Origin of the sequence: Arthrobacter sp. OAP107, assembly GCF_040546765.1 — a bacterium.
Taxonomy (GTDB): Bacteria; Actinomycetota; Actinomycetes; order Actinomycetales; family Micrococcaceae; genus Arthrobacter.
The window spans coordinates 2646586-2668685 of sequence record NZ_JBEPOK010000001.1 but is presented as its reverse complement, the minus strand read 5'-3'; the positions used below and the strand labels follow the sequence as shown (position 1 = coordinate 2668685).

Below are 22100 nucleotides of genomic sequence, written 5' to 3'. Positions count from 1 at the left end.
ATCTGCGCCCCTTATCGGGCAGAAGCCCTTTCGTCCTTTCACGGCTTCATCGTCGAACCCGCGGAAGTGCTGGACCAGACATTCATTACTGAGGAATTCATGACAGCCCAGCCCCTTGCATTACAGACCACCCTTCAGCGCGAGGAACCTATGGACTCTGACAAGCCCTTCATTCGTGTGGAAAACCTCTCCAAGGTCTTCCACCTCGGCGGCGCCCGGCGGATGTTCGGGCTCCTGCCCCCGACGTCCGGCCAAAAGGGCTTCACCGCGGTCGATGACGTCTCGTTCGAGGTGAAGCGCGGCCAGATCTTTGTCATCATGGGCCTGTCCGGTTCGGGCAAGTCGACCATCATCCGCATGGTCAACCGGCTTATTGACGCCAGCGACGGCACCATCACGGTCGATGGCAAGGATGTCCGTTCACTGGCGCCGGCCGCCCTGCGCGACTACCGGAACCGGACCATCAACATGGTTTTCCAGCATTTCGGGCTGTTCCCGCACAAGTCCCTCGTGGACAATGTGGCCTTCGGGCTGAAGGTCCGCGGCGTGGACAAGGAAGCACGGGAAGCCAAGGCGGCAGAAGCCCTTGCCATCGTGGGCCTGGGAGACCGCATCCACGCCCTGCCGGACCAGCTCAGCGGTGGCATGAAACAGCGCGTCGGGCTGGCCCGGGCGTTGGCCACCGACGCCGAAATCCTGCTGATGGACGAACCGTTCAGCGCCCTTGATCCACTGATCCGCAAGGACATGCAGGAGCTGCTGATCAAGCTGCAACAGAATTTCAAGAAAACCATCATCTTCGTTACGCACGACCTCAACGAGGCAATGTACCTCGGCGACAAGATCATGGTGATGAAGCAGGGCAAGAACGTCCAGTGCGGCACCGCCCTGGACCTGCTCGAGGCACCGGCAGATCCCTACATCGAGGCGTTCGTCACCGAAGTCGATCGCAGCCGGGTACTCACCGCCGGCATGATCGCACGCCGGACCGCCCGCCACGGTACGGCAGGACAGGCGGTAGACCTGCCCGCATCGTCCTTGGCGCGGGTACCGGAGGGCACAATCGTCCACGACCTCCTGCCCATCCTCGCCGCCGGCGCAGACCCCGTGGAAGTCCTCGACGAGCAAGGGGCCATCATCGGCAAGATCACCGCCGGGGACGTCTTCTCGGCCCTCTCACCCAGCAAGGGGAACAGCAACAATGCCGCTTAATGTCGGAACATGGTTCGCATCATTCATCGACTGGTCGCTGGCCAACTTCGGCTGGTTCTTCGACGCCGTCTCCTGGCTGGTCAGCCTTCTGGTAGGAAACGTGGAGGCAGTCTTCGTCGGCCTCCACCCGATCCTGATCATCGCCGTGCTGGCCGGAGCAGCAGCCTTCCTCACCCGCAGCCTGGGCCTGACGATCTATTCCGTCCTTGCACTCCTTCTTATCGTCTCCATGGGACTCTGGGTCGAGAGCATGTCCACCCTGGCCGTCGTGCTGGTGTCAGTCGTTTTCTCCCTCGCCATCGGCATCCCTGTCGGCATCTGGGCGGCGCTTAATTCAAAGGTCAGCGCGGTGGTCCGCCCGGTCCTTGACCTCATGCAGGCAATGCCGGTGTTCGTCTACCTCATTCCCGCAGTCTTCTTCTTCGGCGTCGGCATGGTCCCCGGCATCGCGGCCACCATCATCTTCGCCATCCCGCCAGCCGTCCGCCTGACCGAACTCGGCATCCGAAAACTGGACGCGGACCTGCTCGAGGCAGCCACCGCCTTCGGAGCCAAGAAAAGCCTGATCCTCAAGGACATCCAGTTGCCGCTGGCCTTCGCCTCCATCATGGCCGGCGTCAACCAGGTCATCATGCTCGCCCTCTCCATGGTCGTCGTCGCAGGACTGGTCGGCGCAGGCGGCCTCGGCGGCGTCGTCGTCCAGGGCGTCGCCCAGCTCGACACCGCCCGCGGCTTCGAAGGAGGCCTCGCCGTTGTCATCCTCGCGATCTACCTGGACCGCGTCACCAGCGGCGCACGCTCCATCGGCGACGTCCTGCGCAGCCGCCGCATCCGCAAAGCACAACGCAACGACGTCAAGGCGCCCGCTCCGGCGGCCGCCGTCTAACACCACCTTCAGCTACCTCTACAAGACAATCGGAGACCTACCTTGATCAAGAAGATTGGGGCCTTCCTGGCCTGCACACTCCTCGCCGCCGGCGTCAGCTCCTGCTCCGGAGTTACCGCCCCCGGCGCACAGGCCAGCGACAAGACCATTACAGTGGCCACCGTGGCCGGATACGACGACACCGTTGCCGTCACCGGACTCTGGACAGAGCTGCTCTCACAGCACGGATACACGCTGCAGACCAAGCAGGTGGACCTGGCCGCCGGATTCGCCGGCATCGCCCGTGGAGACCTTGACGGCTACCTCAACGCCTGGCTTCCCACTACGCACGGAACCTACATCGATAAGTACAAGGACCAGCTGAACATCCTCGACAAGCCCTACTTCGACAACGACCGCCTCGTGCTGGTCGCACCAAAGTCCGTTCCCGAGAACACCATCGAAGACGTCGTGAACAACGCATCCAAGTACGGTTCGAAAATCGTCGGCATCGAAGCCGGCTCCGGCGAAATGAAAATCCTCCCCGATGTGCTCAAGAAGTACAACGCGACGGACAAGCTCAACATCGTCGCGGGAAGCACCCCCGCCACCCTGGCAGCGCTCAAGGACGCCGCGGCCAAGAACAAGCCCCTGCTGGCCGCCCTGTGGACACCACACTGGGCCTTCGCCTCAATGCCGATCAAAGCCCTCGACGACAACCTGCAGGGCTGGCCCAAGCCTGACGGCTCCTACATCGTCCTTTCCAAGGAGTTTGCTGCCAAGGACACCGAGGTAGTGAAGTGGATGTCCAACTTCAAACTCACAGACGAGCAGTACGCAAGCCTGATGCTCGACGTCAGCCAAGCCTCCAGCGCCACCGACGGAGCCAAGAAGTGGCTCGAAAATCCGGCCAACCGCAAGGCGGCCGACAGCTGGTTCAACTGACAGGAAGCCGCTTCGGCGCATTCAGCCCGTCCATGAAACTCGGCAGCGCGCGCCCGGCCGCGCGCGCTGCCGGGTATCAATCTCCTTCCCACACTCCGGCTTCTCATGACGGAGGAAATCGACGGCGTTGTGGCCTGCGCCTTCAGAGTGAATTCGCGGCTCTCACCAGGCGGAACGGCCGCTTGGTCACCCAGACCGTTGTAGGCCCACGGCCTAAAGGGGCGCCCTCGCCATGCAACCCTGTGCTATCAATGGCCCGAGTGCCAACGGGAATTCCTAGGGGTGCTCTTAGAGAATGAGGCGGAGACTCTCAAGTGATTTCCACGCCGAGCTCAAGACGAAGAGTCCCAAGCGCCGATGCTTGCAGTCAGCAAGGCCCGGGATCCAGTCGACGGCGCCTGCTCCAAAGGCCACCGAGAGTTGGTTCAGCTGGCACGCCGTCAGCCTATGGTCCCGCAAGCCGGCACTATCAATGCAAGTGCGCCGTGACACGCACGCCCATGGGCTTGCCACGGACGTCGCTGCATTGCTCGATAATCCCGGGCCCCCTGAGTTTTGTTCATCTTGGAGCAATCCGAGTGTTTCAGATATGTAAAAGCTTTCTCTCAACATGCCGGACCTCTTGCGCAGCCCACCCTTGGTCGCGAATATTGAACATGACGTTCATTGAATGAACAGCGTTGTTTCCTTGGAGGAGCATCAAAACCACGGTTCTGCCGCCTCGGATCAAACCTTGTGATGCATTGGTGGCGGCCAGCATTATCTGGGCTAGCACAGACCTTCCTGGCCGGCGCCACGGCAGGGAAAACGCAGGTCTTCGAAAATCGGCCGGACACGGGGGAGCGCTCAATCCCGCATCCCCGTTCCAGTAACAGCAGATAGGAAAACTTATGTCCCGACAGCTCACCGGTGTACTCACCGCTTTGGCCACACCGTTCACCCCCGACGGCGGGATCGACGTCGACGCGTTGCGGTACCTGGTCGACCGTTCCATTGACGGCGGAGTCAATGGGGTTGTTGCCTGTGGTTCCACGGGCGAGTTCGCGACACTGAGCGGGGACGAACGCCGTCTGGTGGTGGAAACGGTGGTGGAGCACACTGCCGGTCGCGTGCCGGTGGTGGCTCAGACCGGTGCAACCAGCACACGGGAGGCTATCAGCTTGTCCCGGCATGCCCAGGAGTGCGGTGCCGACGTACTTATGGTTGTGGCTCCCTACTACGAGCCGCTCTCCTTCTCGGAGGCCAAAGGTTATTTCCGCGCGGTGGCCGGAGCCGTGGACGTACCGGTCATGCTGTACAATATGCCCCCGCAGACGGGGATCAACCTCGATGCGGACACGGTGGGAACGCTGGCCCGCGAGGTAGAGAACATCCGCTACGTCAAGGACTCCAGCGGCGACATGGGGCAGGCGACCCAACTGATCCACCAGCACGGCGAGCACATCTCCACCATCGTGGGATGGGACAGCCTCATCCTGGCGGCCCTGAACGAGGGTGCTGCTGCCGTCATGGCCGGCACGGCGAACATCGTGCCGCGGGAGATCGTGGCGGTCCAGCGCGCCGTCGCAGCTGGCGATCATGCCGCGGCCAAGGCCGAATGGACCCGCATCTACCCGCTGATCGACGCCGTCCTTACCTCGCCGTATGTGCCGGCAGTCAAGGCCGCCCTGAGGCTGCTCGGCCACCCGATCGGCTCACCCCGCCTTCCCACCGAGGACCTGGCACCGGCGGCCGTGGCGCGTATCGAGAAACTCGTGACCGAGCTTCAGCTCGAGGCAACGTACGCCTAACCCTTTTCGATTTACTAACAGGAGTGATCATGACATCTTCAGCAACCACCATTTCCGGCACAGTGCGCCGTCCCACCGAAGCGACGCCGCTTCTGGCCGCCGGCGAGCTTCCTCCCACCCAGCACTTCATCGCCGGACAGTTCCAGCCCGGAGCCGGCAACGAGTCACAGGAGATCGTGGATCCCTGCACCGAAACCACCATCTGCGCTGTCCCGCAAGGCACCGCCGCCGACGTTGACACCGCCGTCGCCGCAGCACTCGAGGCCCGGCAGGCATGGGGCCGCACCCTTCCGAAAGAACGCTCAGAAATCCTGCTGGCCATCGCCGACCGTCTTGCCGAGAACGCGGACCTGCTGGCCCGCCTCGAATCCGCCAACACCGGCAAGCCGCTCATGGTCTCCGAGGACGACATCGCCTCCTCCATCGACTCGTTCCGTTTCATGGCCGGGGCAGTCAGGGCACAGACATCCATTGCCGCCGGCGAATACGCCCAAGACCACCTTTCCGTCATCCTCCGCGAACCGCTCGGAGTCGTCGGAGTGGTCACGCCGTGGAACTACCCGCTGCTGATGGCCGTATGGAAGATCGCCCCGATCCTCGCCGCGGGCAACACGATCGTGCTCAAGCCCTCCGAGCAGACTCCGCTGACCACCCTGAAGTTCGCCGAACTCACCGCAGACCTGCTGCCGGCGGGCGTACTGAACATCGTCACGGGCCTCGGCCCGGTAGTCGGCCAGCGCCTGGCCGAGCACCCCCAGGTGGACATGATCGCCCTCACCGGCTCAGTCAACAGCGGCCGCGCCGTAGCACGTGCAGCCTCCGACACCGTCAAGCGCGTCCACCTGGAACTGGGCGGGAAAGCACCCGTGGTCATCTTCGCCGACGCTGACCTCGCCGCCGCAGCCGAGTCCCTGCGCGTCGCCGGCTACTGGAACTCCGGCCAGGAGTGCGGCGCCGGAACCCGCGTGCTCGTTCACGAATCCGTGGCTGAGCGCTTCACCGAACTGCTCGTTGAGCAGGTCAGCACTTTGGTGGTCGGGGAGCCGACCGCAGGGTCCGACATCGAAATCGGTCCGATGATCTCGAAAGCGCACTATGAGCGGGTCCTGAAGCACCTCGAAGGCGCACAGTCCGACGGCGCCCGCGCAGCCTTGGGCGGCGGACCGTTGGAGGGACAGGGCTACTTCGTTGCGCCGACGGTGCTCACAGACGTGCCGGAAGGCGCTGCCTGCGCGCTCGAGGAAATCTTCGGCCCCGTCGTCACCGTCGAGACCTTCTCCACAGAAGAAGAGGCAGTGACCCGGGCAAACGGCGTCCCGTACGGGCTTGCTGCCTCTGTCTGGACGCTCAGCGCCCAGCTCGGCCACGACATCTCATCCCGCCTCGACGCCGGCACAGTCTGGGTCAACTCGCACCTTGTGCTGGCCAACGAGATGCCCTGGGCCGGCTTCAAGGGCTCCGGCTACGGCCGCGACCTGTCCGCCTACGCACTTGACGACTACTCACGCACGAAGCACGTGATGCACAACAAGGGGCGCTAAGCCGAAACCTGCCCCGTCAACACTCCAACACCGGATCGGTACCGAGTGGTGACACAGGGCTGGGACGCCAAGCCGTCGGGCGATGACTCGAAAGTTAAAACATTGCACGACGGCTTCGCGTGCCCAAAAGGGTATCGCCATGCCCCACGCCGAGGCCGGCGTCGAGCCTCCGGTGGCACCAGCCTCCAAGAACTCCCCAGGAACCAAACCCCGCGCAATGGCGCGCCACACAGGAAGAATCCCATGACTGAGAAAACAAGATCCGCTGACAGCACCGGAATGGAGGAATTCGGGTACGCCCAGTCACTGGACCGAAAAGTCGGCAAGTTCTCCAGCTTTGCTGCCGGCGTCAGCTATATCTCGATCCTTACCGGCGTTTTCCAGCTCTTCTACTTCGGCTATTCCATGGCAGGTCCGGCCTACGCATGGTCGTGGCCAATGGTCTTCGCCGGTCAGCTCATGGTTGCACTTTGCTTCGCCGAACTCGCCGGCCGCTATCCCGTCGCCGGCTCCGTCTACAACTGGGCCAAGCGCCTCTCATCGAAGACATCCGCCTGGATGGCTGGATGGCTCCTGCTCATTTCCTCGATCGTGACGGTCGGCGGGGTAGCCCTTGCCCTGCAGATCACCCTCCCCCAGATCTGGAGCGGATTCCAGCTTGTCGGCGACGGAACGGGAACCTACGACTTCGCCATCAACAGCGTCATCCTCGCCGGCATCCTGATCACCTTCACCACCATCGTGAACGCCTTCGGCGTCAAACTGACCGCCGCCATCAACAGCGTCGGCGTGTTCGTCGAGCTAACAGCCGCGGTCCTGATCATCCTCGCGCTGGGCTGGCACATCATCCGCGGTCCAGAGGTGTTCGTCTCCGCACACGGGTTCGGCGACGGCCAGCCGCTCGGATTCTTTGGAGCCTTCCTCGTCGCCTCCATGGCCGCCGGCTCCGTGATGTACGGCTTCGACACCGCTTCCTCCCTGGGCGAAGAGACGAAGGATCCCAAGCGCACCGCACCCAAGGCCATCATCCAGGCCGTCACCGCGTCCTTCGTACTGGGCGGACTGCTGCTCGTATTCGGCATCATGGCCGCCGCCAATGTCGACGATCCCAAGCTCGGCTCACCCGAAGGCGGACTCCAGTACATCCTGCTCTCCGTCCTCGGCAACCCCTTCGGCAAGGCCTTCCTCGTCTGCATCTGCATCGCCATCACGGTTTGTACGCTGGCGATCCAGGCGGCAGCCATCCGCATGATGTTCGCAATGGCCCGGGACAACAACCTGCCCTTCGCCAAACAGCTCTCCTGGGTCCATCCCAAGCGCAAGACACCGACTATCGCGTCCATCGTCACCGGCGTACTGGCCATGGTTCCGCTAATCGTCAACATCACCCAGCCCGCAATCTTCACCATCGTGCTGACCATCGGCATCGTCCTCATCTACCTGTCGTACCTACTGGTGACCATCCCCATGCTGCGCAACCGAATTAAGGGCCGCTGGCCCCTGAGGGACGGCGTGGAGGCAGGATTCAAGCTCGGCAAGTGGGGGCTTCCGGTCAACATCCTTGCCGTCCTCTGGGGAGTGGCCATGACCATCAACCTCATCTGGCCGCGCAAAGAGCTCTACAACTCCACCCCGCCCTTCGAGTGGTACCTCCAATGGGGCGGCGTCATCTTCGTGGTGGTCGCCGTCATCGCCGGGCTTTTGCTCTACCGGCTGCGGCTACGGCACGGCGAGGGCGTCCTGGCCGCCCATGCCGCCGGTCCGGCAGGAGAGACGACCGGCGGCCTCGAGCCTGAAGCCGCCGATTCTGTCGTGCTGGAACCGGCCGAATAGACCAAACGAATGATTTCGAAGGAGACGGAAATGAACGCACTATCGCTAGCAGGCCAGGTTGCCCTGGTCACCGGCGCCGGGCATGGCATTGGACGGGCCAGCGCTCTGGCCCTCGCCCAGGCCGGTGCCCTGGTGGTCGCGTCCGACATCGATTTCGCGGGCGCCACGGAAACCGCGCAGCTGATCAAGGAAGCGGGCTACGAAGGCGCTGCAGCGACAGCCGACATCACCGACGAACAGGCAATGATCGCCGTCGTGGACGACATCGTCCGCACCCACGGCCGGCTGGATATCGTGCATGCCAATGCCGGAGTGCTCGTGGCCGGAACGGCGCTGACCCAAACCCTCGACGAGTGGGACAAGACCTACCTGGTCAACGTCCGCGGCACTTTCCTTACCGTCCGGGCGGTTCTCCCACAGATGATCAAGCAGAAGTCCGGCGCCATCATCATCACGGCCTCGATCTCCGGGCTCGTCGGCGAACCGGACCTGGTTGCCTACAACTCCTCCAAGGGCGCGCTCGTGAACCTCACGCGGCAGCTCGCGGTGGAATATGCCGGGCAGGGGATCCGGGTGAACGCAGTCTGCCCCGGATGGATCGAAACCGGCTTCAACGACCCCGTGCTCAACCACCTCGACGACAAGGAGCTCGACGACATGGTCCAACGCCAGGTGCCACTCGGGCGCCAGGGCAGCCCGGAGGACATCGCCCCCTCCGTAGTGTTCCTCGCCTCCGACTGGGCACGGTACATCACAGGACAACTGCTTCCGATCGATGGCGGACTGACCGCCACGTAACGCCATGAACGGGGGCGGCAAGCAGGCCTTCAGCGATGAGCTGTTGGCAGCATTTCCCCGGGCAGTGCTCCGTCCTATGCGGAGCACTGCCACGTTCCGCCAGGCCCGTCGTCAGTCTGGATCTCAGTTTCACAATCGGCTTCAGAAGGCTTTAGAAGGAGGAGCACATGGTGCTCGCTGAGGGGCACACAATGACTTGTCCTTTACTCGAACTGGGGGAAGAGAAAGCGCAGAAGTTCGTGCTCACACTGTCGTGTGTCGAGCGTGCCGGGATCGTTCAGGCAGTAACTACTTTCCTGTTTGAGCGCGGATTCAACATTGAAGAGCACCAGCAGTTCGATGACGGCCTGCGCCAGACGCTGCACCTGCGCACGGCTTTCTCGGGTGCCACGGATTACGATCTGCAGGCGCTCGAGGAGGAGTTCCGCCCCATCGCGGAACGCTTCGAGATGAAGTTCAACGTCCATGACGAGACCAAGCAGCGGGTTCTGGTCATGGTGTCCAAGTTCGGGCACTGCCTCAACGACCTGATTTTCCGCTGGCGGGGCGGGAGCCTTGGCGGGGACCTGGCCCTGGTGGTTTCCAATCACGAAACGCACCGGGCCATGGCCGAGGCCGCCGGTCTCCCGTTCGTCCACATTCCGGTGACTCCGGAAACCAAGCAGGATGCCGAGCGGCGCCTGCTGGAGCTGGTGGAGGAGTACAACATCGACCTCGTGGTCCTGGCCCGGTACATGCAGGTGCTTTCCGATGACCTGTGCCGGTCGCTGGCGGGCCGGGCGATTAACATCCACCACTCGTTCCTGCCGGGGTTCAAGGGTGCACGCCCCTACCACCAGGCTTACGACCGCGGCGTCAAGCTGGTGGGCGCGACCGCGCACTACGTCACCGCCGACCTTGACGAGGGTCCGATCATCGAGCAGGAAGTCATCCGCGTGGACCACAGCTACGGACCCACCACGCTCTCCACTATCGGGCAGGACGCGGAGGCCCTGGCGTTGTCCCGCGCGGTGCGGTGGCACTGCGAGCACCGTGTGCTGATCGACCAGTCCAGCACCATCGTCTTCCGCTAAAGCGGCCACGCACCGGCCGCGCAGCAGCCCAATACTTAGATCCGCAGGAGAAAGCACATGGCATCCACGCCACGTATTGTCATCATCGGTGCCGGCATCGTCGGCACCAACCTGGCCGACGAACTGGTCGCCCGGGGCTGGAACAACATCACGGTCCTGGACCAGGGGCCGCTGAACATGCCCGGGGGCTCCACCTCCCACGCCCCGGGCCTGGTCTTCCAGACCAACCCGTCCAAGACCATGGCGTCCTTTGCCAAGTACACGGTCGAAAAGCTGCTCTCCCTGACCGAGGACGGTGTCAGCTGCTTCAACCAGGTGGGAGGCCTGGAGGTCGCCACCACCGAAACCCGCCTCGCCGATTTGAAGCGCAAGCTCGGTTACGCAGCCTCCTGGGGCATCGAGGGCTCCATCCTTTCGGCGGCGGAGTGCAAGGACCTCTACCCGCTGATCAACGAGGAGGACATCCTGGGCGGCCTCCACGTCCCCAGCGATGGCCTGGCCAGCGCCGCGCGGGCCGTGCAGTTGCTGATCAAGCGCACCGAAGCCGCGGGCGTGAAGTACCAGGGCAACACCACCGTCACCGGGATCGAACAGTCCGGCCGCCGGGTCACCGGCGTGCAGACGGCCGAGGGCGTGATCCCGGCTGACATTGTCATCTCCTGCGCCGGGTTCTGGGGCGCCAAGATCGGCGCCATGATCGGCATGGCCGTTCCCCTGCTTCCGCTGGCCCACCAGTACGTGAAGACGACGGCGGTACCCCAGCTGAGCGGCCGCAACGAACTGCCCAACGGGGCCACCCTGCCGATCCTGCGCCACCAGGACCAGGACCTCTACTACCGCGAACACGGCGACCGCTACGGCATCGGCTCCTACGCCCACCGCCCCATGCCCGTGGACCTCGAGACTCTGGGAACCTACGCCCCCGAGTCCGTCAGCGAGCACAACATGCCCTCCCGCCTGGACTTCACCCTCGAGGACTTCCTGCCCGCATGGGAGGCGTCCAAGCAGATCCTCCCCGGCCTGGCCGAAAGCGAGATCGAGGATGGCTTCAACGGCATCTTCTCCTTCACCCCCGACGGCGGGCCCCTCCTTGGCGAGTCCAGGGAACTGGACGGCTTCTACGTCGCCGAGGCCGTCTGGGTCACGCACTCCGCCGGTGTCGCCAAGGCGATGGCCGAACTGCTGACCACCGGCCGGTCCGAAACAGACCTCGGCGAATGCGACATCAACCGCTTCGAGGAAGTCCAGCTCACCCCCGAATACGTCAGCGAAACCTCGCAGCAGAACTTCGTGGAAATCTACGACGTCCTGCACCCGCTCCAGCCCAAACTCTCCCCCCGGAACCTGCGCGTCAGCCCGTTCCACGCCCGGCACAAGGAACTCGGAGCCTTCTTCCTGGAATCCGGCGGGTGGGAACGGCCCTACTGGTTCGAAGCCAACGCCCCGCTCCTGAAGGAGATGCCGGCCCAGTGGCTGCCCCCGGCCCGGGACGCCTGGTCCAACATGTTCAGCTCCCCCATCGCCGCCGCCGAAGCGTGGAAGACCCGCACCGCCGTGGCCATGTACGACATGACCCCGCTCAAGCGCCTGGAAGTCTCCGGCCCCGGCGCCCTGAAACTGCTGCAGGAGCTGACCACCGCGGACCTGGACAAGAAACCCGGCGCGGTCACCTACACCCTCCTGCTCGACCACGCCGGCGGTATCCGCAGCGACATCACCGTCGCCCGGCTGGACGAGGACACCTTCCAGCTCGGCGCCAACGGCAACATCGACACCGCCTACTTCACCAGGGCAGCCCGGCACCAGAGCCAAAGCGGCTCCGCCTCCGACTGGGTCCAGGTCCGCGACACCACCGGCGGCACCTGCTGCATCGGCCTCTGGGGCCCCCTGGCCCGCGACCTCATCGGCAAGGTCAGCGAGGACGACTTCACCAACGACGGGCTGAAATACTTCCGCGCCAAGAACGTCGTCATCGGCGGCATCCCGGTCACCGCCATGCGCCTGTCCTACGTCGGCGAACTCGGCTGGGAACTCTACACCTCCGCGGACAACGGACAACGGCTCTGGGACGCGCTCTGGCAGGCAGGACAGCCCTTCGGCGTCATCGCAGCCGGCCGGGCAGCCTTCAGCTCCCTGCGCCTCGAAAAGGGCTACCGCTCCTGGGGAACAGACATGACCACCGAACACGACCCCTACGAAGCCGGCCTCGGCTTCGCCGTCAAGATGGCCAAGGAAAGCTTCATCGGCAAGGCCGCCCTCGAAGGCCGGACCGAAGAAGGCTCCGCCCGCCGGCTGCGCTGCCTGACCATCGACGACGGCCGCTCCATCGTCCTCGGCAAGGAACCCGTCTTCTACAAGGAACAGGCCCTCGGCTACGTCACCAGCGCCGCCTACGGCTACACCGTGGCCAAACCCATCGCCTACGCCTACCTCCCAGCCACCGTTTCCCTGGGCGACTCCGTCGAGATCGAATACTTCGGACGACGCATCACCGCCACCGTCACCGAAGACCCCCTGTACGACCCGAAAATGACCAGGCTCCGCGGCTAAGCAGCCCGCAGGGCCCTCCGGGGGCACGCGGCCCGGCTCATCCTCGCAACGGGAGCCGGGCTGCTGCCTTTATCCGGTCATCAACAGCCACTCGATGAGCGCGGCGGCGGTGACTTCGGGTCCGTTATCGCACCGAGCAAAGGCCTCCTAAGAACATGTGAGGGTCAGGGCTGGTCCTTCTGACAGTTGACGGCCGCCCTGCACGCTTGCACTTGTTAAACGTCGAACTGGGGCTGAAGATACTGCCTGCCTGTTCTAAAGCATGGTTGAAGCTAGTCGAAAGGACAGTTACTCCTATTCATTTGTAGCCCGAGGATTAATATCACCCACACGGTTCCGTCTGACGCCTACCGGTCGATGACAATCAACGGCGACACCTTATGGAGCGGCGTCATGTCAGCGAAGGGAGCTGATCGCCTCGGATGTAGGTTCCGAGGCACGTAGACGGTCCTTGAGGAGGCTAGCTGATGTCTAACCTGTTCGAGGCATCAGTCTCGCGGCATCAACGATGAGCTTTCGGTCTCCTGGTGCATAGGCACGACCAAAGGAAGGCTGTGGGTGAGGATGCGGTCATCCTCACCCAAGAAGTAACCAGGATGCGTCGCCTGCGCGAAGAAGGTCTTGTCCTTCCCGAAGGGAACAACAGTGAAGTTCGAAAGCCATGACTACGCAATGAGGTTCTTCACCAGCCCCTGCTGATCCGCATCCTAAATGACCGGACAGACTGAAAGGAAAGCTCATGATTCTTAAGGAAAATTCGCTCGAACGGTTCAATTTCATTTGCACTCGTTGTGACCACGCCTGGGTAGCAGACTATGACGTCCAGCACGTCGAGGACGGTCACGGGCACGAGCGGGACTATTTCTTTCGCGCCCAGTTGCACTGCCCAGATCCCACCGGGTTAGGGGAAACGACGTGCCCACGCTGCGGCCGTGCGTCCATCTTGGCCTCCCGCAGCACTCAGTCAACCCATCAAGCGGTAGCGAACAAAGCACCCGACAGGCAGGTCGAAACTACCGCCGCTGACTATGCCACTGGACAGGTCTCGGACCCGCTGCTCACTGCCGTACCATAGCCGCCGCAAGTCATTGATCCAATCAATCCGCGAGGCCACAGCCTCTTTCATGAGGGCTGGAGCGCCTCCGCATCCGGACGGAGAAGAAAGGAAGAACCCCCACGCGAGTCTGGGGGAGACTCAAGCGTGCTCCACTTTGGCAGGAACGGCATCCTGATGCCCGTGGGCGGGGAAGGGCTGGACATTGGGTAGTGGGGCGGCGCTGCTGGGCGGCTGGGCCCCTGCGGCGTCGGTGCAGGGCTTGCCGACGGTAGCGGCTGGCCGTCTCTCAACGCTGATAGGGTTTTGCCTGCTCTCTTGGGCCGGCGAAACCCCCCGATGATGGCCGGTCCTTCAGATCAAGAACGGGAGCGGATGGATTCAGAGCGCCGGCCGATCTTTACGTAGAGGTCCAAGCCTGAGTCGTTTCCTACGAGCCCGTGGAGAAGGTACGCGCGGAGTGCGGGTGGTGGTTGTGTGTGCGGCGGGGAGGGCTTCGCCGGTGAGCAGCGCGTACGAGTCGCTGATGTGGAACACGGACAGGATGCAGTCTTTGAGGTCGGCCAGCTCCAGACTCAGAACGGTGTTGCGGAAGCTGTCCTGTGCACCGTTTTTGGGCACCGCTGTCATGGAAAATGTCACTGCCTTTGCCACGGGCTGATCCTCTGCTCTCGGCACACCATCATTGCCTCCGGCCACCGTCGAGAGGTTAGCCTGCGCGCTGGGCCAAAATTAGCCTACCCGGGCAGTAAGTTTGGCTGGATAATGATTAGTCCGGCACATTCCCTTCTTGCATGCCGGCCCAACGAAGCTCGCTTGTGTCCTCGATGGAGTATGCCTTGTTCTGGTGCCGTCGCGGTTTTCCGCGGTCACCGGAGTCCGTGGCTGTGTGCCAGGGCGATGGCTTCGGTGCGGGAGCCGACGTCGAGTTTCTTGAACAGGTTCCGTACATGGAACTTGACCGTGTTCTCGCTGATGCCCATCGTTGAGGCGATGGTGCGGTTGCGTTGTCCGGCGGCGAGGTGCTGGAGTACTTCGAGTTCCCGGGTGGCCAGGTTCCATCCGGCGGCATCCCCGGAAGGACGTGTCGGAAGGTCCAGGGGGAGCGAGACGAAGATATCCGCACCCCAGCCTGGCATGACGTCCATCCGCAGCTGTCCGGTGAGCGCCTGGACCCGGCGGTCCAGGCGGGCGATACTTGGCGCGTCGGCGGCGAGTGCACCGCGGCCGTCGTCGCGTACGTTGATCAGCAGGTTTTCGCCGTCGCAGTCCCATTGCGTCCGGATTCTGCTGACCTCGGGCTGTTCCGTCATGGCCAGCACCAGCCCGCGGACGACGGCGCGTGCGGCGTGGGCGACTTCCCCGGGGAGTGCTCTTCCGTTCAATGGCGGTTCGATGAACTCGACCTCGATGCCGCTGAAGCGTGTGAGTGGTCGCAGGTCCTCCCGCAGGCGTTCGAAGGCTTTGGCGACGGGCTCTTCCACCAGGTCCGTCGTGCGGTGGCTAAGGGTGCGGAGCCCGACCAAGGCTTTGGCGGCGAGGTCAGTGACGGTTGTGCGGGCTGCCGCGTCATCGAGGGAGGATGAGCGCAGGGCGGCGAGGAGGGTCTCCAGTGTGGTGGAGTGCAGATCGGTCAGTTCGGCCGTCACTCGGATGCGTTCAGCTGACGCCGCGCGGGATTCCGCCAGGTAAGACGGCGGCGCATCTGCCACTTTCTCCTGGATTCGCCGGGCGGCGATGCCCCACAGATACGTCACCAATTCCAGTCCGGGGTTGCCCTGCGGATTTGCCGGGCGAGGATCGGTGAGAACGAGGAGGGCCTGGCTCGGGGCGTGTTTCAGGGCCAGTACGGGCCGGGGCCGGCCGGCGAGTACGGCTTCCCCGAACCAGGGGGACCCATCCGAAAGGTCAGCGCGAAGCTCGTCGAGCTCGGCGATGGAGACCCGGGAAACGATGTCTTCCTGACCCGACTTCTTCTGTGGCCGCCCTGTGCAGTCTTCGGTGAAGATGACCAGGGCGCTGCTTCCCATGTGGGGGAGCAGCGCGTCACGCAGCTGGTCCGCTATCTGGGTCAGGGGAGCATCGGCTATTGCTGCAACTGTCTGCAACAACGGCCACGGCAGGTCGGAAAAGCTCATCGCGGACTCCTTCAGCGGTTCGTCGGTGACTGTATTCAAGGGACGTTGAAGCGCCCGGCGGGCACGTTCCGTGCCGCTTCTCTGCAAGGGGTGTGCTCCAGATTTACGGGTGCGTAGGCGAGGAGAGGTTCCGCAAATTTGTTTCCCTGGCACCGCGACGGCTTGTTTGGCTTTGCGTTGAGCTGTTCCGCCTAAGGAGATTTCGGCGGTCGGGCCGGGCTGGTTCTAGTTTGACTAACGGCTGCCGACGGCCTGCGGTGCGCAAGTAAAGAACAGCGGCTGCTCCACCTGTGCGAACGGAACGACGAGCCAACGCCCACCATAGAACTCGACATACGAGTCGGGGGTGCATCGTGCGAAAGCTTCTTCGCGCGTCATCGTCTTTCCTTTCACACCGGGCTATTTTCTTGCTATCTCCGCGTCCTCCCGGAGTTATACTCTAATCATAGACATTCATTCATAAAGGTCAATAGACCTTCAAGGTTAAATGTTACTTGCCTAGGAGTAGCCGGTGAAGACTTGGAAAGAGCAACTTGCTTTCGCCCCGTTGGAGGCCGCGGACCGGGGAGAGGAAGTCGGCCGCCGTCTGAGGCACGCGATCGAGCTCGGCGTCCTTGAAGATGGTTCTCAGCTTCCGAGTGAGAGCTATCTTGCCTCCGCCATGGGCGTTTCCACCCTGACACTCCGCGCCGCGCTTGCCGAACTGCGCGGGCTGGGTCTGGTGGAGACCCGCCGCGGCAAAGGAGGTGGAAGTTTCGTTAAGGCCAACACGGGCGATATCGCCCGCATACAACGCCAGTCGCTCGTGACGTATTCTCTCGAAGACTTGCGTGATTTGAGGGAGTACCACGCTTTCCTGGCTGGTAGTGCCGCCGCGGCCGCGGCGGATGCCTGCCGGTCTCATCGGCTGTCTACCACGCGCCTTGAGCACGCGTCGACGGGCATACGGGCCTGTGAACACCCGGCAGACGCGATCCGTGCTGACAGCAAATTCCATATCGAGCTCGCGGCCAGTTCAGGGTCGGTCCGACTCACCCGCCAGGAAGTTGCACTCCAGGCCGAAGTTGGCTCACTGCTGTGGTTGGAGCCGGCCGGCCACAAGGATGTTGCCGCGGAAGACCATGCTCGAATTGTGGAGGCGGTCCGGGCCGGTGACCCCGTCCTGGCACGGGAGTTGGCTGAAGAACACATCAGGCGGGATATGAACCGGGTCATCGATGAACGAATGGAACTGAGCGGCACGCCGGTCGGCTTGCCGCACGCTCCGGGTTCCGTCGATGACGCTGTCACCGCCATCGAATCGCTTGCTGGAATGTTTTATGGAGCCGCTGCCGCGTCCATACGCGAGGTCGAGCAGGCCGTGCATGCAAGCATCGGATCAGGGGCCGGCAGAGAGCGGGCCGACGCCGAAATCTACGGTGCGGCGCGAAGGGCGATGGCCATTGGTGTCCCGCTTCTCTACGGGGCCGGCTTTATCGCAGAGCAGTCCTACTTCGGTGAGGCCTGGATAGCCTGGTGCTACACACCCGCGGGTCCTGAATCACCGCAGAGGCTGTACATCGATATGGACCTCTATGACGTGGACACGGCGCCATGGCGCCCCGCCGACGACGTCGATGATAACCCGATCCACACCAGCCATGCCTACGTAGATTCAAGCGGAACGAACGAGAACCTCATCTCGTGCAGCAAGCGCGTCATCATCGCCGGAAACTACGTGGGGGTCGTCGGCGCTGATATCCGCGTCAGCCAGCTCCAGACTGCGTTCGAACCCCTCCTGCGGTCCCTGCCGCCGAACACGTGCATCATTGACCAGCACGCGGCGGTCATCGCCACCAACACAGGCCGATTCGTCGGTGGCACCATACCCGCAGCTCACCGCGACCCTTGCCGGTCGCTTCCGGGAGTCCCCTGGTCGCTCTGCATCGGGATCTCGGACGAGGACGCGGAGCCGTGCCGATAAGCGAACCAGGTTCCGCCCGCTGCCTCATCGCGAACGGAGACCGCAGGAGTTTCCTAATCCCAAGGTGCTGACGAGCCTCCCAGTCGGCTGAAACCGGCCCCGTATCGGCCGTAACCCAGAGGGCAGGTCAAGGGCGGATGGATGAGCATACACAAGTCTTTGGAGCCGCTTGTTTCCGAGAAAAGGCCGTGTAATGGAGGCAGGAAACAGCCCCTTTTGCAGGCACGTCCCCGACCATTTTCGAACGCCGATAATGTAGATTCCGTCAATCTAGCCAGTTCCAGCTAAAGCGTACTGGCTGGGCCGGCAGGGGAGGGGCTCAGGACAACTTGGCCTGCCGGAGGTACTGGTACACCGTTTCCCGGCTGATGTCGTCGTCACTGGCGAGGACGGATTTGGGGAGCCCACTGGCTGCACGCCGTACCAGTTCGGCCGCCCGTTCCGGGGGGAGGGTTTTCTTGCGTCCGCGGTAGGCGCCTCGCTGCTTGGCCAGGGCGATGCCTTCGCGCTGGCGCTCCCTGATCAGTGAGCGTTCAAATTCCGCGAAGGCACCCATGACAGACAGCATGAGATCGGCCATGGGGGAGTCCTCCCCGGTGAAGACCAGGCTCTCTTTGACGAACTCCACCCGCACCCCTTTGCGGTCAGGCGTTGGACCAGGGCCCGAAGGTCGTCCACGTTACGGGCGAGCCGGTCCATGCTGTGCACCACGACGGTGTCCCCGTCACGGGCGAAGTCCAGGAGTTCGGCCACTTGAGGTCGCGCTGTGTCCCTGCCGGAGGCCTTGTCCGTGAAGACCCGGTCCAGAACCAACCCGTCGAGCTGGTGTTTCTCGTTCTGGTCCAGCGTGCTCACTCGGACGTACCCGATCCGCTGTCCGGCCACCGTCGCCTCCAAACCATCAACCTTCAGATTGAGTTCTAAGGGCCTTCCAGAAGGACGTCAAGACACTACGGCTCGACGACGTCAGGTTTGGGTGTACCTCAGACCGGCAGGAGGTGGCCGCCGATACGCAGTCCTTACGCCGGAGAGCTTTGCCATGCGCAACGCCGAAAGCAGGGAGCCGCGACGAGCGTTCTGACCTTGTCGCGCAGCGCGTGTTCGCTGAAGCTTATCGGTCCGATTTTTGACCAGGTTAGAGGTCGAATCGTAGTTTGGCTGTGGTCCAGTCGGTCGTCATGGCTTACTGCCGGCGGCGAGGAAAACCCGCCCTTGCACCCTGGGCGTGGAGCGGGTTCCCGGTGTCGTTCTTGCGATTGTTCGCGTCGTTTCCGTGGCGGTGTTGGAACCTGGAATTATCTGGCAGTTCACGAGTTGGCAGTAGCCGTTCCGGGGCCTGGTCTCGGCCAGCAAGGTCAGCAAGCATGTCCGGAGCCGAATATCAAGACTTAATTTGGCTGGGAAAAATCCTTGACACTAGCGGCTGCCCTGCCGCAATCTGTTGCTTATCGCGAAGCCGATTGATTCATACGGAACAAATCAAGGGGTGTCTATCGGTTTCGTAATTTCTTCTGCGAGCGAAAGAGATGCGCCCTGCACTAATGCGGCTCTGTGGAACGTGAACCTCGCTCCCGGAACGCAGCAACACCTGTCTCGACGAATCAACCCTGTCGCCAGGGTTGGTCGTCGACGGTCCTATCCGAGGTATCCGCAGTATTCAGCAAAGGAAACCCTTTCATGACAAGCAAACGTGATGTCAATGTCGATAAACGTAGCGAGAGACCCGAACCCAACGGACGCCGCCAGCTCAAGGTGTCAGATATTAATGTCGTCATCCAGCCGATGCTCAAGAAGGCACTCTAGTGCCGTCAGCGGTTTGCGCTGAAACGGCACCTTGGTGCGGTCAGCGGTTTGCGCTGAAACCAGAAGGGAACAAATCTCAATGATCAATCCGACCGGGACGGCGGCCTCCGTCGACATCCCCATAGCAAAAGAGACCAGCTCCAAGTTCAAACGCCGCTTCATGGTGCGGCTTGTCGCCGTCTTCATCGGCGGGATGTTCCTCGACGGTTACATCCTCGGAATCATCGGCCCCGTCGCCGGATCCATGCGGTCAGATCTCCAGCTCGACGCACTGTCTCTGGGCATGATCGCTGCAGGCCCGCTGGCTGGTATCTTCGTCGGCTCCCCGCTGGCCGGCTGGGCTACTGACAAGTTCGGACGCAAGCCCATGTTCCTCGTGGACATGGGCCTGTTCCTGGTCGCCTCAGCGGCCCAGTTCTTCATAACCTCCGGAGACGGGGCCGTGATCCAGCTGGCCATCATCCGGTTCTTAATGGGCGTCGCGATCGGCGGCGAGTACTCCATCGGTGGGCCGTTGCTCTCAGAGTTCTCCCCTCCCAAGCTCCGGGGGCGATTGCTCGGGCTGACTCTGATCGCCTGGTACGTCGGTTTCATGATGGCATTCATCGTCGGCACGCTCCTGCACGACGCCGGCACCCCATGGCGCCTCGTACTCGGCACCTGCGCGATACTCGCATTCGTCCTGTTCCTCGCCCGCTTGGGCCTCCCCGAATCGCCGAGCTGGCTCATCACGAAGGGACGGCGTGAGGAAGCACTCGCGATCGCACGCCGATATGTCGAATCGCCCCAGATGCACGAAAGCATCACCGGAGAGATCGATCTGAGAATGATCCAGGAGGCCCAAGCCGCGAAGAGTGGGACCAAAATCAAGAACGCCTCCTTCGGAATGCTGTTCTCGAGGCAGTACTGGCGCACCACCCTCTTCACTGCAGGTTTTTGGTTCTGCGCGGTCACTCCGTACTTCGCGATCGCGACCTTCGCCGACGAGGTGCTCAACCAATTCGGCTTCGGCGGCGGCTGGGCCGGTGGAGTCGGCCTGTCCGCACTTGCGGTCGCTGGCGTTGTCACCAGCGTGCTTCTGATTGACAAGCTCGGCCGCCGAATCCTCACCGTGCCCGGGCAGTGGCTCTGCGCAGGTATCCTGCTGATCATCGGCGTCTGGGGGAACGCACCAGCGATCCTCGTGCTCGTCCTGTTTCTCGCCTTCTCCTACTTCAATGCCGGCTACACCACGATGACCCAGGTCTATCCGGCCGAGGTATTCCCCGGCCACCTGCGCGGCGTCGGTATGGGCTTCGCAGCGGCCTTCAGCCGCATCGGAGCCGCACTCGGCACCTTTGCCCTGCCATGGGCGATCGCCAACATCGGCATGGGCGCAACCATGGTCGTAGCCGCCGCCGTCGCATTACTCGGCGCAGTCCTCTCGCAATGGCTCGCGCCTGAGACGAAGGGGCGCACCCTCGCCGAGATCTCAGCAAACTTCTCCCACTGACACCGGACGGCACGCTGCTGTGCGGACGAGTTGTTCCCATGTCGGGCACATCTTTCCGCATGCTGCCGGGGCGGCGCTCGGTCATCCGGCGCCGCCCGGCGGCCCAACGACGATTTGCCGCTTCTAGAAGCCCGACAAGTGGGAGCGGGCGGCCCGTTAGAGCTGGAACGAGGTCTCGGCAGCAGTCGCTGCGCCGGGGCCCGTCTCGGAAGGGGAATGCTGCGGCAACCCACGTCCTCTGGATGGAGACCGCATTCCAGCAATATCGGTGTTGGCAGGCCTGCGTTGAAAAGTCATCATGACTTTGAGGTCAGTGACGGGAAGAGCGTAGTGGAGACAATGGCGGCGGTGCCTGGAGAATGTAGGTGCTGTGAAGGATCCGACGCTGGCGGCGGTGTTGAAGGTGTTCGGCCACGAGGACATCGCCGCGGCCGTGGAGTCCCTGCCCGAGCGGTGGCGGACCGTGCTCTGGTACGCCGAGTTGACGGGCCGGCCTCTCTGAGATTGCGCCGCCGCTGGGGATCGGACCCCATGCGGTCTCCTCCCTGCTGATCCGGGCCCATGCGGGCTCCGTGCAGCCTACGAACTGCAAACCCAACCCGCTAGGGGCTCGGTAAGGTCAATTACGGCAAGGGATCAAACAATGACGTTTCAATCCAGGCCTTTTGAGGCCCGCTCTCGCAACGGGAGCGGCGGCGGTACACGGGCCTCCAAAGTCAAGGGCAGCGGCAGCCAACGGGTTCCTGACGATGAGACCCCTCTGGTGAAGACAGGCCAGGCACAGCAGTGGCAGGAGCTGAACAGCGGTGACCGGGTCGAGGTGGTCTATGAAGGGAAACCTGGCAGAAGAGGGACAGTCGACGGGCGTACAGGCAATGGCACCACCGTGTGGGTAATCCTGGATCAAGGGATGGGCCGGATCGCGATAACTGAAGGGACCCCGTACCTCTGGTCCCCGTCTGAGAACTGCGAACAGGCGCGGAACCCACAGCCCACCCCCGTATCTGCGCGGGCTAAGGCCTGTTGGCGGATCCGTGGCAGGT

Annotated in this window: 16 protein-coding genes and 1 pseudogene; 13 read left to right on the top strand and 4 right to left on the bottom strand. The window is 63.0% G+C overall.

Going from position 1 to position 22100, the window contains the following annotated elements; genetic code table 11:
• The first annotated feature begins 99 nt into the window (after nucleotides 1-99).
• The 9 genes from ABIE00_RS12530 (at nucleotide 100) to ABIE00_RS12490 (ending at nucleotide 12607) form a co-directional block, all read left to right on the top strand.
• Nucleotides 100-1212, top strand: coding sequence for a betaine/proline/choline family ABC transporter ATP-binding protein (locus tag ABIE00_RS12530; protein ID WP_354260660.1), 1113 nt, complete (start codon nucleotides 100-102; stop codon nucleotides 1210-1212).
• Entirely contained in the window at nucleotides 1202-2098 is an 897-nt protein-coding gene (locus tag ABIE00_RS12525; protein ID WP_354260658.1) for an ABC transporter permease, read from the top strand. The genes ABIE00_RS12530 and ABIE00_RS12525 overlap by 11 nt, the downstream gene beginning before the upstream one ends.
• A 42-nt stretch (nucleotides 2099-2140) precedes the next feature.
• A complete protein-coding gene (locus ABIE00_RS12520) occupies nucleotides 2141-3022 on the top strand; it encodes a glycine betaine ABC transporter substrate-binding protein (protein WP_354260656.1) in 882 nt (293 codons plus the stop codon).
• Nucleotides 3023-3912: 890 nt separating this feature from the next.
• Entirely contained in the window at nucleotides 3913-4812 is a 900-nt protein-coding gene (gene dapA / locus ABIE00_RS12515) for a 4-hydroxy-tetrahydrodipicolinate synthase (protein WP_354260654.1), read from the top strand.
• Nucleotides 4813-4841: 29 nt separating this feature from the next.
• A complete protein-coding gene (locus ABIE00_RS12510; RefSeq protein ID WP_354260653.1) occupies nucleotides 4842-6353 on the top strand; it encodes an aldehyde dehydrogenase family protein in 1512 nt (503 codons plus the stop codon).
• A 243-nt stretch (nucleotides 6354-6596) separates the two neighbouring features.
• Nucleotides 6597-8186, top strand: a complete 1590-nt coding sequence (locus ABIE00_RS12505) for an APC family permease (RefSeq protein WP_354260651.1) — start codon at nucleotides 6597-6599, stop codon at nucleotides 8184-8186.
• 30 nt (nucleotides 8187-8216) lie between these two features.
• Complete coding sequence (locus ABIE00_RS12500; RefSeq protein WP_354260649.1) at nucleotides 8217-8984, top strand: SDR family NAD(P)-dependent oxidoreductase; 768 nt, start codon at nucleotides 8217-8219, stop codon at nucleotides 8982-8984.
• Between the two features lie 191 nt (nucleotides 8985-9175).
• A complete protein-coding gene (purU, locus tag ABIE00_RS12495) occupies nucleotides 9176-10057 on the top strand; it encodes a formyltetrahydrofolate deformylase (protein ID WP_354260647.1) in 882 nt (293 codons plus the stop codon).
• 57 nt (nucleotides 10058-10114) lie between these two features.
• Nucleotides 10115-12607, top strand: coding sequence for a GcvT family protein (locus ABIE00_RS12490; RefSeq protein WP_354260645.1), 2493 nt, complete (start codon nucleotides 10115-10117; stop codon nucleotides 12605-12607).
• A 1435-nt stretch (nucleotides 12608-14042) separates the two neighbouring features.
• On the opposite strand, the gene ABIE00_RS12485 is transcribed toward ABIE00_RS12490, so the two are convergent.
• The 3 genes from ABIE00_RS12485 to ABIE00_RS12475 form a co-directional block, all read right to left on the bottom strand.
• Nucleotides 14043-14315, bottom strand: a complete 273-nt coding sequence (locus ABIE00_RS12485; RefSeq protein ID WP_354260643.1) for a hypothetical protein — start codon at nucleotides 14313-14315, stop codon at nucleotides 14043-14045.
• Nucleotides 14316-14530: 215 nt separating this feature from the next.
• Complete coding sequence (locus ABIE00_RS12480; RefSeq protein ID WP_354260641.1) at nucleotides 14531-15799, bottom strand: helix-turn-helix transcriptional regulator; 1269 nt, start codon at nucleotides 15797-15799, stop codon at nucleotides 14531-14533.
• A gap of 234 nt (nucleotides 15800-16033) precedes the next feature.
• The gene (locus ABIE00_RS12475; protein ID WP_354260639.1) at nucleotides 16034-16177 is read right to left on the bottom strand and encodes a hypothetical protein; all 144 of its coding nucleotides are present in this window, start codon (nucleotides 16175-16177) and stop codon (nucleotides 16034-16036) included.
• Nucleotides 16178-16310: 133 nt separating this feature from the next.
• Here ABIE00_RS12475 and ABIE00_RS12470 point away from each other — a divergent pair, with 133 nt between their 5' ends.
• Nucleotides 16311-17762 carry a GntR family transcriptional regulator gene (locus tag ABIE00_RS12470; RefSeq protein ID WP_354260637.1) on the top strand — a complete coding sequence of 484 codons (1452 nt, stop codon included), beginning with the start codon at nucleotides 16311-16313 and terminating at the stop codon, nucleotides 17760-17762.
• Between the two features lie 319 nt (nucleotides 17763-18081).
• Here ABIE00_RS12470 and ABIE00_RS12465 read toward each other — a convergent pair.
• Nucleotides 18082-18647, bottom strand: a pseudogene (locus ABIE00_RS12465) (recombinase family protein).
• A gap of 792 nt (nucleotides 18648-19439) precedes the next feature.
• Here ABIE00_RS12465 and ABIE00_RS12460 point away from each other — a divergent pair.
• From ABIE00_RS12460 to ABIE00_RS12450, 3 genes are all read left to right on the top strand, one after another.
• A complete protein-coding gene (locus ABIE00_RS12460; RefSeq protein ID WP_354260635.1) occupies nucleotides 19440-19565 on the top strand; it encodes a hypothetical protein in 126 nt (41 codons plus the stop codon).
• Between the two features lie 79 nt (nucleotides 19566-19644).
• On the top strand, nucleotides 19645-21057 hold the full coding sequence (locus ABIE00_RS12455) for an MFS transporter (RefSeq protein WP_354260633.1): 1413 nt from the start codon (nucleotides 19645-19647) through the stop codon (nucleotides 21055-21057).
• A 370-nt stretch (nucleotides 21058-21427) separates the two neighbouring features.
• Nucleotides 21428-21559: a hypothetical protein gene (locus ABIE00_RS12450; protein WP_354260631.1), complete on the top strand. Its 132-nt coding sequence runs from the start codon at nucleotides 21428-21430 to the stop codon at nucleotides 21557-21559.
• Nucleotides 21560-22100: the final 541 nt, after the last annotated feature.

Coding starts and splice junctions, on each gene's coding strand:
- ABIE00_RS12475 (WP_354260639.1), bottom strand. CDS start 16,177: ATGACGCGCGAAGAAGCTTTCGCACGATGCACCCCCGACTCGTATGTC.
- purU (WP_354260647.1), top strand. CDS start 9,176: ATGACTTGTCCTTTACTCGAACTGGGGGAAGAGAAAGCGCAGAAGTTC.
- ABIE00_RS12460 (WP_354260635.1), top strand. CDS start 19,440: ATGACAAGCAAACGTGATGTCAATGTCGATAAACGTAGCGAGAGACCC.
- ABIE00_RS12480 (WP_354260641.1), bottom strand. CDS start 15,799: ATGAGCTTTTCCGACCTGCCGTGGCCGTTGTTGCAGACAGTTGCAGCA.
- ABIE00_RS12500 (WP_354260649.1), top strand. CDS start 8,217: ATGAACGCACTATCGCTAGCAGGCCAGGTTGCCCTGGTCACCGGCGCC.
- ABIE00_RS12490 (WP_354260645.1), top strand. CDS start 10,115: ATGGCATCCACGCCACGTATTGTCATCATCGGTGCCGGCATCGTCGGC.
- ABIE00_RS12455 (WP_354260633.1), top strand. CDS start 19,645: ATGATCAATCCGACCGGGACGGCGGCCTCCGTCGACATCCCCATAGCA.
- ABIE00_RS12530 (WP_354260660.1), top strand. CDS start 100: ATGACAGCCCAGCCCCTTGCATTACAGACCACCCTTCAGCGCGAGGAA.
- dapA (WP_354260654.1), top strand. CDS start 3,913: ATGTCCCGACAGCTCACCGGTGTACTCACCGCTTTGGCCACACCGTTC.
- ABIE00_RS12505 (WP_354260651.1), top strand. CDS start 6,597: ATGACTGAGAAAACAAGATCCGCTGACAGCACCGGAATGGAGGAATTC.
- ABIE00_RS12510 (WP_354260653.1), top strand. CDS start 4,842: ATGACATCTTCAGCAACCACCATTTCCGGCACAGTGCGCCGTCCCACC.
- ABIE00_RS12525 (WP_354260658.1), top strand. CDS start 1,202: ATGCCGCTTAATGTCGGAACATGGTTCGCATCATTCATCGACTGGTCG.